Raw genomic sequence first — 15,521 nt, forward strand, 5'->3', positions numbered from 1 at the left:
GTCTCATGCGGCGGGCGGGAAGAGCACCGAATGGACACCAGCGAACCTTGATCCGCGACCGGCGATGGCGCATCGCTCACGGCGATGAGTCAGGATGACACCCCTCAGGTCATCACCATGGCGCGCACCGTACGGTCCGCACGCGCACGGCCGAGTCACGACTGAGCCATGCGCACGCCCTCCGCCGCCCTGATTTCGCTGGCCGAAGCCCTTGCCGGGCTGCGCAGCCTCGCCGCACCGGTCGCGCCGCGAACCGTTTCGCTGGTCGAGGCGCATGGAGGCATCGCCGCGGCGACGGCTCACGCCTCCCGAGCCATCCCGCCCCAACGCACCGCCCTGCGCGATGGCTTCGCGGTGGAGGCTGCCGCGATCGGCGGCGCCTCGCCCTACGCACCGGTGATGCTGCCGCGCCCGCCCGTCTGGGTTGAGGCCGGCGACGCCATGCCGCTCGGCACCGACGCTGTGCTGCCCGCCGAAGGGCTGGAAGGCCGCGACGCCGTCGCCGAGATCGGCGCGGGCGAAGGCACCCGCGCACCGGGCGACGATGGGTCCGAAGGCGATATCCTCCTCGCGGCGGGCGAGCGGGTCACGCCGCGCCATTGCCTCGCGCTCGCCGCCGCGGATGTTCGCAATGTCGCGATCCGCACGCCTCGAATCCGCCTGATCGCGACGGGCGCGCCCGAGCCGGATGCGCTGTCGCCGACGCTCGTTGCCCTGATTGGAGCTTCCGGCGCAGCCGCCGAAATGGTCGCGGTGCCGGACGACCCGGAGCCGATCGCAAGGGCCATCGCCGCCGAGGGGGCCGACGCGATCTTCGTCCTCGGCGGCACCGGCTTCGGCCGCAGCGACCGCAGCGCCGAAGGGCTGGCCGAGGCAGGCCGCGTGCTTGCCCACGGCCTTGCCCTGCGCCCCGGCGAGACGGCGGGATTTGGCGAGACGGGGGGACGGCCGGTGCTGCTCCTGCCCGGACGGCCCGACGCAGCGCTCGCCGCCTTCCTGGCTCTCGGCCGCCCGCTGATCGCCGCCTTGGCCGGAGCGACCTTGGCCGAGGCTGTCGAATGGACGCCGCGAACCGGCACGCTCCGGCGCAAGATCACATCTACCGTCGGCCTTTCTGAGATCGTCTACCTTCGCCGCTACGGATCGGAGATCGAACCGCTCGGCGGGGCCGATCTGCCGTTGCGGCGGTTGATCGAGGCGGACGGCGCCGTGCTGGTGCCGCCGGAGCGGGAGGGTTATCCCGCGGGCAGCGAGGTCGAGGTGGTGCCGCTGTGAGCACGGAGCGCGAGATGGAGTTCGCCCGGCGCCTCGCCGCGGCGGCCAGGCAGGAGCAGTTCCTGACGGTGATGAGCCGGGAGGAGGCGCTGGCCGCTTTCCGGGCCGGCATTCCTCACGCGGTGCTTCCCCCGGAAACCGCGCCCTTGGCAGAGAGCCTCGGCCGCGTGCTCGCCCGGGATGTCGCCTCGCCCATCGACGTGCCGCCCTTCGACCGCGCCCTGGTCGACGGATTCGCCCTGCGCGCCGCCGATACCGAGGGCGCCAATGCCGCACGGCCGCGCCGCCTCTCGCTCAACCGCGAGATCCTGGCCTGCGGCGTCGCCCCGGCGCTCCCCGTCGCCGCTGGCACCGCTACCCCGATCGCCACCGGTGGCGTGATTCCGCGCGGCGCGGATGCGGTGGTGATGGTCGAGCAGACCGAGTTCTTCGAGGACGCCCTCGCCATCGACGTGACGAATCCGGTCCGGCCGGGCCAGTTCGTCGGCTATGCCGGCGCCGACATGGCCCTCGGCGAGACCGTGCTGCGCAAGGGCACGGTGGTGACCGCCCGCGAGATCGGGATGCTCGCCGCCTGTGGCCTGTCCGAGATCGCGGTGGTGCGACGGCCGCGGGTGGCCGTGCTCTCGACAGGGGACGAACTCGTCGCGCCGGGCGAGGCGCTGCGGCCGGGTGCGATCTACGATTCGAACGGGGCCATCGTCGCGGCCTCGGTGTCCGAGAACGGGGGCGAGCCGGTGCCGCTCGGCATCGTGCGCGACGACGAGGCCGCCCTCGAACGCGCCTTGCGCGAGGCCCTGGCGCGAGCCGACCTCGTCGTTCTGTCGGGGGGGACCTCCAAGGGGGCGGGCGACGTCTCCCACCGCATCCTGTCGCGATTGGGCGAGCCCGGCATCCTCGTTCACGGCGTGGCGCTGAAGCCCGGCAAGCCGCTCTGCCTCGCGGTCTCCGAGGGCAAGGCGGTGGTGGTACTGCCGGGCTTCCCGACCTCGGCGATGTTCACCTTCCACGAATTCGTGGTGCCGCTGGTGCGCGCGCTCGGGGGGCTTCCGCCGCGGGAGGAAGAGGCCGTCACGGCCCGCCTGCCGCAGCGGCTCGCCTCCGAACTCGGCCGCACCGAATTCGTGATGGCCTCCCTCGCGCGAGGGCAGGACGGCCCGGTCGCCCTGCCGCTGCCGAAGGGCTCGGGCTCGGTCACCGCCTTCTCCCAGGCCGACGGCTTCTTCGCCGTTCCCGCCGCGCGCTCGGGGTTGGAGGCCGGTGAGACGGTCTCCGTCGTGCGCCTCGGCGCCGGGGTGCGGCCGCCGGACCTCACCCTCATCGGCAGCCACTGCGTCGGGCTCGACCGCATGATCGGGCTTCTGGCCGAGCGGGGCTTTCGCGCCCGCACGGTCTGGGTCGGCTCGGCCGGGGGGCTCGCGGCCCTGCGCCGGGGCGAGTGCGACCTCGCCGCCCTGCACCTGCTCGACCCCGAGACCGGCCGCTACAACGCGCCCTTCCTCGAACCCGCCATGGCGCTGGCCCCCGGCTGGCGACGCCTGCAGGGCGTGGTTTTTCGCGAAGGCGATGCCCGCTTCGAGGGCCGCAGTGCGGCGGACGCGGTGAGCGCGGCGCTCGCCGATCCGGATTCGGTGATGGTCAACCGCAATGCCGGCTCCGGCACCCGCCTCCTCGTGGACGGGCTGATCGGCGCCGCCCGGCCGCCGGGCTTCTGGAACCAGCCGCGCTCGCACAACGCCGTCGCGGCAGCCGTCGCGCAGGGCCGGGCCGATTGGGGCGTGGCGATCGCGAGCGTTGCGCGCGCCTACGGCCTCGGCTTCCTGCCCCTGGCGCAGGAGCATTACGACTTTGCCTACCGCGCGGCGGGCCGCGAAAAGCCTGCGCTCGCCGCCTTCCTCGCGCTGCTCGGCACCGACGCGGCCGAGGCAGCCCTAACCGAACTCGGCTTCGAACCCGGCGGAGGCGGCTCGTGAACAGTCTGCGCGTCATCGGTCTCGCCGGATGGAGCGGGGCGGGCAAGACGACCTTGCTCGCCCGCCTCATCCCCGTGCTCGTCGCGCGCGGCGTGCGGGTCGCGACCCTGAAACACGCCCACCACGCCTTCGACATCGATCATCCGGGCAAGGATTCCTTCGTCCACCGGCAGGCCGGGGCGAGCGAGGTCATCGTCTCCTCCGCCCGGCGCTGGGCACAGATCCGCGAAGTGGAGGAGGGCGGGGAAGCCACGCTGCCCGACCTGCTGCGGCGGCTGACGCCGAGCGGGCTCGCCCTGGTCGAGGGTTTCAAGCGCGAGGTGCACCCGAAGCTCGAAGTCTTCCGCGCGGCCAACGGCCGTCCGCCGCTGCACGGTCAGGATCCGCACATCGTCGGCATCGCAAGCGACGTGCCGTTCCCGCAGGCCGGCCTGCCGGTGGTCGGGCTCGACGACATCGAGGCGATCGCCGGGCTCGTCCTTGAGCGCGCCGAGGCGCTTGAGCCGGTGCTCGCCCGGCTGGAAAGATCCTGAGCGATGGCACAGCTCACCGACGACTGCTTCGCCTTCGGCGGCAAGCTGATGCGGGTGGAGGAGGCGTTGGCCTCGATCGCCGAGCGCTTCCCCGTGATCGCCGGCACCGAAAGTGTGCCGCTCGGCCTCGCCGATGGGCGGATCGCGGCCGAGGACGTCTTCGCCGCGCACGATCTGCCGCCGTTTGCCAATACCGCGGTCGATGGCTACGCCGTGCGTTTCGCCGACCTCGCGCCGGGGGGCGAGACGATCCTGCCGGTGGCCGGACGGCTCGCGGCCGGTGCCGCCGCGGGCGCCATGCCGGAGGGGGCGGCCATCCGCATCTTCACCGGCGCGCCGATGCCGCCGGGCGCCGACACGGTCTTCATGCAGGAGGACGTGAGCCGCGAAGGCGACCGCGTCACCCTTCCGGCGGGTCTGAAATCGGGCGCCAACGCCCGGCCGGCGGGGGAGGATCTGCGCCTCGGCGGCCTCGCGATTCCCGCCGGGCGGCGCCTGCGCCCGCAGGATCTGGCGCTCGCCGCCGCCACCGGCCACGCGCGGATCACGGTCCGCCGCCGTCTGCGCGTCGCCCTGTTCTCGACCGGCAACGAGCTGACCGAGCCCGGCGCGCCGCTGCGCCCCGGCGCGATCCACGATTCGAACCGCGTGCTGCTCGCGACCCTGCTGACCCGGCTCGGCGTCGCGGTGGACGATCTCGGCATCCTGCGCGACGACCCCGCGACCCTGCCGGCCCACCTCGCCGCAGCGGCAGGCGACCACGACCTGATCCTCACCTCCGGCGGCGTCTCGACCGGCGAGGAGGATCACGTGAAGGCAGCCGTCGAGGCGCAGGGGCGGCTGATGCTCTGGCGCCTCGCAATCAAGCCCGGCCGCCCGGTCGCGGCGGGGCTGGTGGCGGGCACGCCCTTCATCGGCCTTCCGGGCAATCCGGTCGCGGTCTACGTCACGCTGCTCTTCGTGGTGCGCCCGCTGCTCGCCCGCCTCGGCGGCGCGCTCTACGAGCCGCCGCTGTCCTGGCCGGTGCGGGCAGGCTTTGCCTACCGCAAGAAGGCGGGACGGCGCGAGTTCGTCCGCGTCAGCCTTTTCCGCGACGCCGGAGGAGCGCTGGAAGCCCGAAAATTTCCGCGCGACGGGGCGGGCGTGCTGACTTCGCTCACCGAGAGCGACGGGCTCGTGGAACTGCACGACGACACGACCGGCGTCGCCCCCGGCGACACGCTGGCCTATTATCCGCACGCACTGCTCTGGTAGCTGGCCTCGGAGTCGAGGCCGGACAGTCTGGAAGCCTCGGCAGGGTCGATGTTCGACCCCTTGTGGACCCGAGGGGCCGCTTCCATCCGCTTGTTTGACGGAAGCCGACGTCGGACTGACGCGTCATACCCAATCCGGTCGATCCCGTCGGGATGGCGGATTTGGCCCTGGCGGGATCCCATCCCGCTGGCGCGATGGGTGCCTTCCTCAAGCGCCGCGCAGTCTGCCTGATCCGCTCCCCGCTCTGATCGAGCGGAGAGCGGATCAGGCTGCTTACTATGGCCAGGTCTGGCGGGTCGAGGTCACGCTGCCCGAACGGTGGCAAGGAAACGCGTCACCTCGGTCCCGAGATGCTCGGACTGACGGGAGAGTTCGGAGGCCGCGGACAGGACCTGGCTGGCAGCGGCCCCCGTGCCCTCCGAGGCTTGCGCCACAGCTGCGATGTTGTTCGTTACCTCGCTGGTGCCTGCGGAGGCCTGGGCAACATTGCGCACGATCTCCTGGGTCGCCGCGCCCTGCTCCTCCACCGCCGCGGCGATCGAGGAGGCCACCCCGTTGATCTCTCGGATACGCTTCGTGATCGAGCCGATGGCGGCTACGGCCTGCCCTGTAACGTCCTGGATCTGCCCGATCTGCGTTCCGATTTCATCGGTTGCTCGCGCCGTCTGCGCGGCCAGTTCCTTGACCTCCGTGGCAACGACCGCAAAACCCCGGCCCGCATCGCCGGCCCGCGCCGCTTCGATGGTGGCGTTCAGCGCCAGCAAGTTGGTCTGGCTGGCGATGTTCGCGATCAACCCGACCATGTCGCCGATACGGGCCGAGGCTTGGCTCAGGGCCTGAACCAAATGCAGGGTCTGGTCTGCCTCTCCGACGGCGACGCGGGCGAGGTCGGAGGAGCCGGACACTTGGCGTCCGATCTCCTGGACCGAACTTCCGAGCTCCTCGGCCGCGGCAGCGACGGTGTGGACGTTGGTTGCCGCCTGCTCGGCGGCGGCGGCGACACTCACCGACTGGTTCGCGGTCTCGGCCGCCGTGCCCGTCATCGTTTGCGCGGTCGCCTGGAGTTCCGTCGCGGAAGACGACACCGCACCGACGATGCCGCCCACCGACCGTTCGAAAGCATCGGCCATCTGCCGCATCCCGGCCTTGCGCTGCTCCTCGGCGGAGGCGCGCGCCAACACGGTCTCCTCCTCGAGGGCGCGTGACCTCAGCAGGTTGTCGCGGAAGACCCGCACGGCGGCGGACATCGAGCCGATCTCGTTGTGACGCTGCGCGTAGGGGATTTCGGCCTGCGCGTCTCCGTCCGCCAGACGACGCATCCGCTCGGTCATGCGGGTGATGGGACGCGACACACCGAAGAAGGAGTACGCCATTGCGCCGAGCGCGAGGAGAACGGCGATACCCAGGGTCACCAGCATTGCACGGATGGCGGAGGAATGTTCGTTGCGGATCTCCGAGCCTACGTTCTTGCCCTGGGACAGTTTCAGCTCGACGAGCGCGCGGGTCGCATCCGCGACAGCCCGGTAAGGGCCGTACATCTCGCCGTTGAGATGAAGGATGGACGCATCCCGGCTTCCGAACGGCATGTCCCGCAGGGATTTCCAGGTTGGCTTGAGAAGCTCGTTCTTCGCCACGAGGTCGGCGTAGAGCCTCTTCTCCTCGTCCGTACTGATGAAAGCCTTGAAGGCTTCGATCTTGGCAGTCCGGTCGCGGATGAATTCCTCGACCTTGGCCATCGCTTCCGCCCTCAGGCCCTCGGTCGTTGCGGCCGCGTAGCGGAACTGCCAGAGCCGCCCACGGGTGACGAGGACATTGATGGCGTTCGCCTCGTTCATGGAGGGGATCGTCGTGTCGAGCAGCTCTCCGGTCCGTTCAGAAATGGCGTCGAGCTTCACCAGGCCAACGGCCCCTTGGGCCACGGCCAGTGCCAGAAGTGTCGCGAACGATCCTGCAAGAGCACTCTTGAGACTGATTTTCATCGGCCCGGCCTAACTCGTGAACAAAGAGGCCATACAAGGATTTTCGCTAAGCAATCGTCAAAAGCCAGATTGAAATATAAATCATATTCTGTATCGATTGATCAAATCTTGGTGTTTAAGTATCAGATCCTGAACAACCGTTCGTCGGCTTGCTTTCAAGGCGTATGCTGATTGAGCCTACTCGGAAGTTTTAGGCTCTGCTCGCGACCTCGACGCTGGAAGCTTCGGCCCGCTTCCAGGCTCTATCGCACCAACCTGCAAGGCGCGGTTGGACTGCGTCTGGAATGGCCGCTCGTGGGCGGATCGCCCAGGCCTTCTTTCCCCCTCTGCGGTCCGCATCATGCCGCGCAGCGTGTCGGACGACGCCTATCCGCGGACGTCATCGGGCGGCGCGTAACCCGAGGCGCGGCCCGCCCGAACGCACAGATCTTCGCGAAAGGCTGCAAGCCGTCCGGCGCCCAGGCCGGCGCGCGCGGCGAGGAAGTAGACCTCCCAGCCCAGCGGACGATAATCCAGCGCGAAACGCTCGGCGACGGCGCGCGTGCCCATGCCGACGTCGGCCGCACCGGTTGCGATGAGGGCTGCCACTGCCTGGTGAGTGAACTCCTCCGTGTGGTGGCCGACGATAGCTTCCGGCGCCAGACCGGCCTCGGCACAGAGTCGTTCGAACCAGATCCGGGTGCCGGCACCGCGCTGACGGTTGACGAAGCGGGCCTTCCGCACGGCAATGTCGGTGATGGTTTCGAGCTTGAGCGGGTTGCCGGCCGCCAACATGAGGCCCTGCTCCCGGCGAAACAGCGGGACCACGGCGAGATCACGATTGGCGAAGACGGCGTCGAACGGCGGCGGCGGCGGTCCGTCCGCGCCGTAATGAAAGCCCGCGGCATCGACGGTCCCGTCGCGCAACCGCGCCAGGGCATCGAGGCTGCCCGCGACCATCAGGTCGATCTCCCGCCAGGCCTCGATCGCCCCCACCAGCAGCGGGTCGTGGCTCGCGGCCAGACGGATGCGGGCATCCGCCGGCTCCAGCAGCCGCCGCAAGCCGTCCGTGAGGGCCATTTCCTCAGCCGCGAGCGCCGGGGCGAGACGATTCTGGGAGGCCGTGAGCAGCGCCAGCAGCGCCCTGCCGAAAGCGGTGAGCGCGGTTCCGTGCCCCTTGGTCTTCACCACGACCGGGCGGCCGAGAGCTCGTTCGAGCGCTTCAAGTTGGCCCCAGGCCGAGCGGTAAGAGATCGAGAGCCGCTCGGCGGCGCCCTGAAGCGAGCCTGACCGGCCGAGCGCGTCGAGAAGGGCGTGGGCGCTGCGCAGCGCGAAGGCGGAAGCGCCCTCGCAGCGACCGTCCACGTGAAGACGCACGCCGCGCCCGGCCGGCTCCGATGGGTTGAGCAGCACAGCGGACGCGTCCTGGATGGACATATGCAAGGCCTTTCCTATTGATCTTGCGTGCTCCGGCGTATCATCCCCGCTTGTCCCGCGCAGCCCCGCGAGTCCGTCGCTTGAGCGAAACCCTCCAAGAGACCTTCGACCGCCTGTGGACGCTGGACCGGGACGTGCTGGCGATCGCGTGGCTGTCGCTGCGCGTCAGCCTCACGGCCGTCGGCATCGGGCTTCTGCTCGGCGTTCCGCTCGGGAGCCTGATCGCCGTCCTGCGCTTTCCGGGCCGCGATGCCCTGGTCGGGTTGCTCAACACCTTCATGGGCCTGCCGCCGGTAATCGTCGGGCTGATTCTCTATCTCGCCCTGTCGCGCTCCGGCCCGCTCGGTTCGCTCGGGCTGCTGTTCACCCCCACCGCCATGGTCGCGGCGCAGGCCGTGCTGGCCACGCCCCTCGTGGCCGCGCTGACACGGCAGGTCATCGCCGACGCGGAGGCGCATCTCGGCGAACAGTTGCGCTCGCTGCGCCTTTCCGCGCAGCGTCGGGCCGGGGTGCTGATCTACGACGCCCGCTTCTCGCTGTTCACCGCGGCGCTCGCCGCCTTCGGCCGGGCGATCTCGGAGATCGGCGCGGTGCTCGTCGTCGGCGGCAACATCGACGGGCATACCCGCACCATGACCACGGCGATCTCACTCGAGACGCAGAAGGGCGATCTCAGCCTCGCCCTGGCGCTCGGCGCCGTGCTGATGGGCCTCGTGCTCGCCGTGAACGCCGCCGCCGCGCTCCTGCGCGGCCATGCCGTGAAGGCCTACGGATGAGCGCCGCCCCCGCCATCCATCTCGACGGCGTCAGCCTGACGCTCGGCGGCCGCCCGATCCTCGACCGGCTCAGCCTCGACGTCGCCGCGCCCGTCGTCACGGCTCTGATCGGCCCCAACGGCGCGGGCAAGAGCGTGACGCTGCGAGTGATCGACGGCCTGCTGCAGCCCGATTCCGGGACAGTGCGTCTCGCGCCCGGTCGCCGCGCCTTCGTCTTCCAGCGCCCGGCCCTGGTGCGCGCCAGCGCCGCCGCCAACGTCGATTTGGGGCTGATCCCCCTGAAGCTGTCCCGCCGCGAGCGCGCCGAGCGGATCGCGGCGGCGCTGGCCCGCGTCGGCCTGTCGGAGCGGGCGGAGGATGCCGCGACACGTTTCTCCGGCGGCGAGCAGCAGCGTCTCGTGCTGGCCCGCGCCTGGGCGATGCGGCCCGAGCTTCTCCTCCTCGATGAGCCGACCGCGAGCCTCGATCCGGCCGCGACCGAGACCATCGAGAGCCTGATCGCCGAGATGGCGCGGGCCGGCACCGCCGTGCTCCTCGTCTCGCACAATCTCGGGCAGGTCGCCCGGCTGGCCGATGAAACCATCGTGCTGGCAGGCGGCCGCGCCGTCGAGCGGGGCCCGACCCGATCCGTCCTCTTTTCACCCCGCACCAACGAGGCGCGGGCCTATCTGACCGGAGAACTGCCTTGGACTTCCTTCGCCGCGGCTTCCTGACCCTCTCGCTGCTGACCGCCCTCGGGGCGGCCTCGCCGCTCTCGGCCGAGCCCTCTTCGATCGTCGTCGCCTCCACGACGTCGACCGAGCAATCGGGCCTGTTCAAGCACATCCTGCCGCTATTCAAGCAGAAGACCGGCATCGAGGTGAAGGTGGTCGCGCTCGGCACCGGCCAGGCTCTCGATGCCGCTCGCCGGGGCGATGCCGACGTCGTGCTCGTCCACGACCGCCCGGCCGAGGACAAGTTCGTCACGGAAGGCTTCGCCAAGGCGCGGCAGGACGTGATGTACAACGACTTCGTGCTGATCGGCCCGAAGGACGACCCGGCCGGCATCCGCGGCAAGGGCGTGGACGAAGCCTTCCGGAAGATCGCCGCGGCGAAGGCGCCGTTCGTCTCGCGGGGCGACCGCTCGGGCACGCACAGCGCCGAGCTGCGGAGCTGGAAGGAGGCCGGGATCGATCTCGCGGCCGCGCGCGGCGACTGGTATCGCGACGTCGGCCAGGGCATGGGCCCAGCGCTCAACACCGCCTCGTCGCTCGGCGCCTATATCCTGGCCGATCGCGGCACTTGGCTCTCGTTCAAGAACCGGGGCGACCTGACCATCCTGGTCGAGGGCGACAAGCGCCTGTTCAACCCCTACGGCGTGATGCTGGTGAACCCGGACAAGTACCCGACCGTGAAGGTGAAGGAGGGCCAGGCCTTCATCGACTGGCTGGTCTCGCCCGAGGGCCAGAAGGCCATTGCCGATTACAAGATCAACGGCGAACCGCTGTTCTTCCCGAGCGCGAAGAAGGGCTGACGACAGGTCTCGTCATTGCGAGGCGGAGCCGAAGCAATCCGGGACGCCGCCTTGTCCGGAGCGGTCGCGTCCTTGATCACTTCGCCGACGCCCGCGATGACGGGGAGTGGATCGAGATGGCCGAGGACCGTCTACCGCGGTGGCCCGGACTGGCGGCTGCGAACGAACATCCACACGGCCAGCACCGCCAGCGCGATCAGCACGCTCACCCAGACCCAGTTGAAGTCCGTCGCCGCGGCGGTCGCCGGCCCCGAGCTGGAGCCGGATGGGCCCGACTCGGGGATCGGGGGAGCCGGGTTCGTCGCCTGCGCGAGCGAGGCCTGGAGGCCGGCAAGCCAGACGATGAGAGTGAGGGCGGCGTGTCTCATGCTACGCGAACTCCGAGGTCAGGCCGCTTCGGTGCCGGGAGGGTCAGCGCTTGGCCCGCTCGAACTCGAAGGCCGGCGCATCGTTGAGCTGCGCCTTGGTCAAGCGAACCTCGGCGTGAATCAGGTCGTGGCCCGCGAGCACCGTCGCGGGTTTTGCGGGCGGTTTCTGAGGTTCGACCGAGCCGGTCGACTCGGTGACACGGCCGCTATGCTGGTTCTGAACGGCGCCCAGCACTTCGGGGGAAACCTGCGAACCCGGCATCTTCTCCGGGGTCGCCTTGTCGGCGGCCTTCTCGCTCGGCGCGTTGGCGGGCGTCACGACGGAGTTCGCGCCGGAAGTGAGCGAAACATCCTCGAAGTTCCAGGTGAGCTGATCGAAGGGCACCGCGACGTATTTCTCGCCTACTCCGAGGAAACCGCCGACCCCGATCACCACCGCCTCGATGCGGCCGGCACCGTCCACGAGCACATCCTCGATCTTGCCGACGCGGACATGATCCGCCCCGACCACGCTGACGCCGATCACCTTGGAGCCGCGCAGCGTGCCGGGCCCGGGCTGCTCGATGAAGCGCGGCGAAGCCGACGAGCCCGGCGCCGCCTCGGCAAGAGCCGGGGCGGGGGCTAGCGCGAGATGAAGGGCGAGGGCGGCCAGCGCGGAGAGCGGGACGCTGGACAGGTGGGGACGCATCCCTGGCTCCGGGTTCGGATGTGACGTTGCCCCCGATAACGGTTTCAAAGGCCGCACAGTTCACCGGTCTCAGGCCCGGTCTCAAGCTACGGCGTCCCACGTCTCGGTGATGACCCGTCCGGCGTGCGAAAGTCGCGCTCGCAGCACCACGTCACCCGCCGGCCATTTCTCCGGCGGCCGGAACTCGGCATAGAGGCGCCAGCCGCCGGTCTGCGGCACTCGCTCGGCATAGGGCTCGACCAGCGCGCCGGCGCTCGCCGAGAGCGCCACGTCGATGGCCGCCTTCGGGTCGTCGGGCAGGTCCGGCCCCTCGAAGTCGATGACGTAGAGGCGCCGCTGCGGTGAGGGCGGATTGGTCGGGCGCAGGCGTTCGGCCGAGCCGACGCGGGTCGAGACAACGCGAGCGAGCGGCGGCGCGAGGGCGGCTGCCGGTTCGACGCCGACCGTGGCAAGGCCGTAGGCGAGCCGCAGCGGCTTGCCCGCCGCGATGGGCGCCTCCGGCACGAAGGCGGCGACGATGTTGTCGGTCGCCTCGGTGCGCGAAGGGATCTCGAACAGCTGTACCGAACCGACGCCGAAGCCGTCGCCGTTGGGCGTCACCCACAGACCCGGCCGGTCCTCGTGGCGTGCCTGCACGTCGAGATAGGTCTGGAAGCGGCGCTCCCGCTGCAGAAGCCCAAATCCTTCAAGCGGGCTCACGTGGAACGAGGAGATCTGCGGCGCGGACCGACCGTTGACGAGGGGCCGCCACAGCCGGTCTCCCGGCGTCTGTACGACGAGCCCGTCCGAATCATGCACCTGCGGACGGAAATCGTCGAAGGGCTCGGCGCCGCGTACGCCCGGCCCGTTCTCGCCGAACAGGAACATGCTCGTGAGCGGCGCGAGCCCGAGCGCCGCGATGGCGCGGCGCGGGAATAGAGCGGTCTCGATCGCGGCCGTCGAGGGCTCGCCCGGCGTAATGGCAAAGCGGTAGGCCCCGGTCAGGCTCGGCCCATCGAGAAGCGCGAGGATCGTGATCGAGGCCGCATCACCCTGCGGTTCCTCGATCCAGAAGTGCGTGAAGTCCGGAAACTCTTCCCCCTGCGGCAATCCGGTGTTCACGGCAACGCCGCGGGCCGAGAGGCCGTAGACCTGGTCCCGGCCGCGGATACGGAAATAGGAGGCGCCGAGGAAGACGAGAAACTCTTCCTGGTCCTTTGGTCGGCCCGCGTCGAAGCTGAAGGCGATGCGGAAGCCGGCATAGCCGAGCGAGGCCGGGTAGCGGCGGCCCTTCAGCGCGGGCCCGAGATCGAACAGGTCGGGATCGTAGGCGAAGGGGCGCACGCCGTCGGGTGATTGCAGGACGATCTCGACCCGCTTCGCATGCAGGTTTCCGCGGTGGAACGGCTGAAGCGAGAAGCGGGGCCCGAGCCGGACCGTCGCCTCGGGCCGGAAGCGGATCGCCTGGAAGGCGTCGTAGTCGAGCGCGGCGAGCTCCTGCGGCAGATCGCTGCTCAGGGCGCGGTAGGGCTCTGCTGCCAGCCGCTCGGCCCGCTGCACCAGGGCGTCGAAGGTGACCGGACGCGGCTCGGAAGTCCCCTGAGGCGAAGCGCTTTCCAACGTTTGAGCCATCGTTCTGGCGGCATTCAGGTCGAGAAGGCCAGAAACGCTCAAGCCGGCCGAACCGGCAAGAGCAAACCGAGTAGCGCCACGCACGATGGCGCGCCGCGAAACGCCTCTTTCCTCGGGCGCCGCGTTGCCAGCGTCCGACGGTCCAGCCATCCGTTCATCCCTCCCGCGAGTGTCGACGTCGATCATGTCCAGCCCAGACTTGCCGCAGGCGGAACGCTCCGTCGAGACGGGGGCCGGGGGTGAAACCCACCCGAGGGGTGCGGGCCCCGCACCGCGGCCGACCTCTTTCCGGTTGCGCCGCCTCGCCCTGGCCGGGCCGACGCTCGCCACCGCCGCCGCCATCGCCGCCCTGGCGCTCGCCGCCTACGGCCTGCCGGAGACGTGGCTCGGCCGCACCGTGCTCGGCCTCTTCGTGGTGCTGATGGCTTGGCAATCCTTCACGGCCTGGCAGTATCTCTACGGGCTCATCGCCGCGCTGATGGGCAACCGCGCGCTCTCGCCGCTCGAGCGGCGCGCCGCGACCATCTCCACCCGTCCCACGGGTCTCAGCCGCACGGCGGCGGTGGTGGCGATCCACGCCGAGGACCCGATCGCGGTGTTCGCGGCGATCCGGGTCATGGCCCGCTCGCTCCAGCGCGAGGGCGGCGACGGCTCGGACATCGACATCTTCGTTCTGTCGGACACCCGCGAGGGGGCGATCAGCGCGGTCGAGGAGCACGAATTCGCCCGCATCCAGGCCTGGGCCGAGCGCGAGGGCCGCGGCATGCCGCGCATCCGCTATCGCCGCCGGACCGAGAACACAGGCCGCAAGGCGGGCAACATCGCCGAGTTCTGCCAGACCTACGGGCCCGAATACGACTTCATGATCGTGCTCGACGCCGACAGCCTGATGACCGGCGCCGCCATGCGCCGACTGGCCCGGCTGATGGAAGAGAACCCGCGCACCAGCCTGATCCAGACCGTCTCGTATGCGGCCGGCCGCGACACCCTGTTCGCCCGCATCCAGCAATTCGCCGTGCGCCTCTACGCGCCGCTGTCCCTGCGCTGCCTGGAGACGTGGCAGGGGCCGGACGGGTCCTATTGGGGGCACAACGCGATCCTGCGGATCGAGGCGTTCGCCAACAACGCCGAGCTTCCGGTGCTCTCCGGCCGGCCGCCACTCGGCGGCGAGATTCTCTGCCACGACATCGTCGAGGGCGCCCTCCTGCGCCGGGCCGGCTGGGAGGTCCGCCTTCTGCCGGACATGGGCGGTACCTGGGAGGAGATGCCGACCAACCTGATCGACCTGCTCGGACGCGAGCGGCGCTGGTGCCAGGGCAACCTGCAGCACATCCGCGTGCTGCCGATGAAGGGGCTGCTCGGTGCGAGCCGCTGGCATCTCGGCGTCGGCATCCTCGGCTACTGCGTCTATCCGCTCTGGATCGCTTTCCTCGGCCTCGGCACGTGGGAAGCGGCGCGCTCCGGCGAACTCGGGCTGATCGGCTATGGGATCGACGGCGGCAACGTGGCGGCTTGGTCACTCGCTGCCCTCGTCATCGCGATCATGGCGCTGCCCAAGCTTCTCAGCCTTGGCTACGTGCTGGCCTCGCCCCAGCGCCGGGCCGATTTCGGCGGCACCCGCTCGCTGCTCGTGAGCGCCGCACTCGAACAGGCAATCTGGGTCCTGCTCTGGCCGGTGATGGCGCTTTTCGCGGCGGGCGCCGTGATGACGACCCTGGTCGGCCGGGTGGTGCGTTGGGACGCGCAGTCCCGCGACGACCGCTCCGTGCCATGGAGCGAGGCGTTCCGCCTTCAGAGCGACGCGGTCGCGGCAGGCGGGGCGTTGGCGGTGCTGCTCGCCTTTTCCGGCAGTCCCTGGCTTGCCCTGTGGATGGCACCGGTCGCCGTCGCCCTCCTGACAAGCCCGGCACAGAGCGTGCTCACCAGCAGCACCCGCCTCGGCCTGGGCTCGAAGGCGCGCGGCCTGTTCCTGACGGAAGACGACACGCGCCCGGCGCCGGAACTGCTCGAACTGCACCACAGCCGCACCGCCGGGACCGAACCGGCCGCTTTGGCCGGCACGACGCCCCCCTGGCTGCCGGTCTCGATCGACGAGGCCGGCGCGTCGACACTGCGCTGAGCCGCCCGCTCCGCCT

General features: G+C 70.4%; 13 protein-coding genes. 8 read left to right on the forward strand and 5 right to left on the reverse strand.

The window, feature by feature from the left end; translation table 11 throughout:
- Window positions 1-168 precede the first annotated feature (168 nt).
- The 4 genes from LPC10_RS14160 to glp are packed head-to-tail and all read left to right on the forward strand — an operon-like array spanning window position 169 to window position 5,035.
- Window positions 169-1,275, forward strand: coding sequence for a molybdopterin-binding protein (locus LPC10_RS14160; RefSeq protein ID WP_231342588.1), 1,107 nt, complete (start codon window positions 169-171; stop codon window positions 1,273-1,275).
- Complete coding sequence (locus tag LPC10_RS14165) at window positions 1,272-3,248, forward strand: molybdopterin biosynthesis protein (protein ID WP_231342590.1); 1,977 nt, start codon at window positions 1,272-1,274, stop codon at window positions 3,246-3,248. Before LPC10_RS14160 ends, LPC10_RS14165 begins: the two co-directional genes overlap by 4 nt.
- Window positions 3,245-3,781 carry a molybdopterin-guanine dinucleotide biosynthesis protein B gene (gene mobB, locus LPC10_RS14170; RefSeq protein WP_231342592.1) on the forward strand — a complete coding sequence of 179 codons (537 nt, stop codon included), beginning with the start codon at window positions 3,245-3,247 and terminating at the stop codon, window positions 3,779-3,781. The genes LPC10_RS14165 and mobB overlap by 4 nt, the downstream gene beginning before the upstream one ends.
- A gap of 3 nt (window positions 3,782-3,784) precedes the next feature.
- On the forward strand, window positions 3,785-5,035 hold the full coding sequence (glp, locus tag LPC10_RS14175) for a gephyrin-like molybdotransferase Glp (protein WP_231342596.1): 1,251 nt from the start codon (window positions 3,785-3,787) through the stop codon (window positions 5,033-5,035).
- Window positions 5,036-5,337: 302 nt separating this feature from the next.
- Here the strand turns inward: glp and LPC10_RS14180 are convergent, their stop codons facing one another.
- Together LPC10_RS14180 and LPC10_RS14185 are read right to left on the reverse strand one after the other, a co-directional pair.
- Window positions 5,338-7,014, reverse strand: coding sequence for a methyl-accepting chemotaxis protein (locus LPC10_RS14180; protein ID WP_231342610.1), 1,677 nt, complete (start codon window positions 7,012-7,014; stop codon window positions 5,338-5,340).
- 366 nt (window positions 7,015-7,380) lie between these two features.
- Window positions 7,381-8,430 carry a substrate-binding domain-containing protein gene (locus LPC10_RS14185; protein WP_231342618.1) on the reverse strand — a complete coding sequence of 350 codons (1,050 nt, stop codon included), beginning with the start codon at window positions 8,428-8,430 and terminating at the stop codon, window positions 7,381-7,383.
- Between the two features lie 80 nt (window positions 8,431-8,510).
- Between LPC10_RS14185 and LPC10_RS14190 the strand changes: the two genes are divergently transcribed.
- Genes LPC10_RS14190 through LPC10_RS14200 form a run of 3 tightly spaced genes read left to right on the forward strand, consistent with a single transcriptional unit; the run spans window position 8,511 to window position 10,719 of the window.
- Window positions 8,511-9,206, forward strand: a complete 696-nt coding sequence (locus tag LPC10_RS14190) for an ABC transporter permease (protein WP_231342621.1) — start codon at window positions 8,511-8,513, stop codon at window positions 9,204-9,206.
- A complete protein-coding gene (locus LPC10_RS14195) occupies window positions 9,203-9,919 on the forward strand; it encodes a phosphate ABC transporter ATP-binding protein (RefSeq protein ID WP_231342622.1) in 717 nt (238 codons plus the stop codon). The genes LPC10_RS14190 and LPC10_RS14195 overlap by 4 nt, the downstream gene beginning before the upstream one ends.
- Window positions 9,892-10,719, forward strand: a complete 828-nt coding sequence (locus LPC10_RS14200; protein WP_231342627.1) for an extracellular solute-binding protein — start codon at window positions 9,892-9,894, stop codon at window positions 10,717-10,719. The genes LPC10_RS14195 and LPC10_RS14200 overlap by 28 nt, the downstream gene beginning before the upstream one ends.
- Before the next feature lie 131 nt (window positions 10,720-10,850).
- Here LPC10_RS14200 and LPC10_RS14205 read toward each other — a convergent pair whose 3' ends face one another.
- The 3 genes from LPC10_RS14205 to LPC10_RS14215 form a co-directional block, all read right to left on the reverse strand.
- Window positions 10,851-11,087, reverse strand: coding sequence for a hypothetical protein (locus tag LPC10_RS14205; protein WP_231342630.1), 237 nt, complete (start codon window positions 11,085-11,087; stop codon window positions 10,851-10,853).
- 43 nt (window positions 11,088-11,130) lie between these two features.
- Window positions 11,131-11,775, reverse strand: a complete 645-nt coding sequence (locus LPC10_RS14210) for a PRC-barrel domain-containing protein (protein WP_231342633.1) — start codon at window positions 11,773-11,775, stop codon at window positions 11,131-11,133.
- Window positions 11,776-11,856: 81 nt separating this feature from the next.
- On the reverse strand, window positions 11,857-13,536 hold the full coding sequence (locus tag LPC10_RS14215) for a glucan biosynthesis protein G (RefSeq protein WP_231342636.1): 1,680 nt from the start codon (window positions 13,534-13,536) through the stop codon (window positions 11,857-11,859).
- Between the two features lie 34 nt (window positions 13,537-13,570).
- On the opposite strand from LPC10_RS14215, the gene mdoH reads away from it, so the two are divergent.
- Complete coding sequence (gene mdoH, locus LPC10_RS14220) at window positions 13,571-15,505, forward strand: glucans biosynthesis glucosyltransferase MdoH (protein WP_231342642.1); 1,935 nt, start codon at window positions 13,571-13,573, stop codon at window positions 15,503-15,505.
- Window positions 15,506-15,521: the final 16 nt, after the last annotated feature.

It is taken from the genome of Methylorubrum sp. B1-46 (assembly GCF_021117295.1).
Classification (GTDB): Bacteria; Pseudomonadota; Alphaproteobacteria; order Rhizobiales; family Beijerinckiaceae; genus Methylobacterium.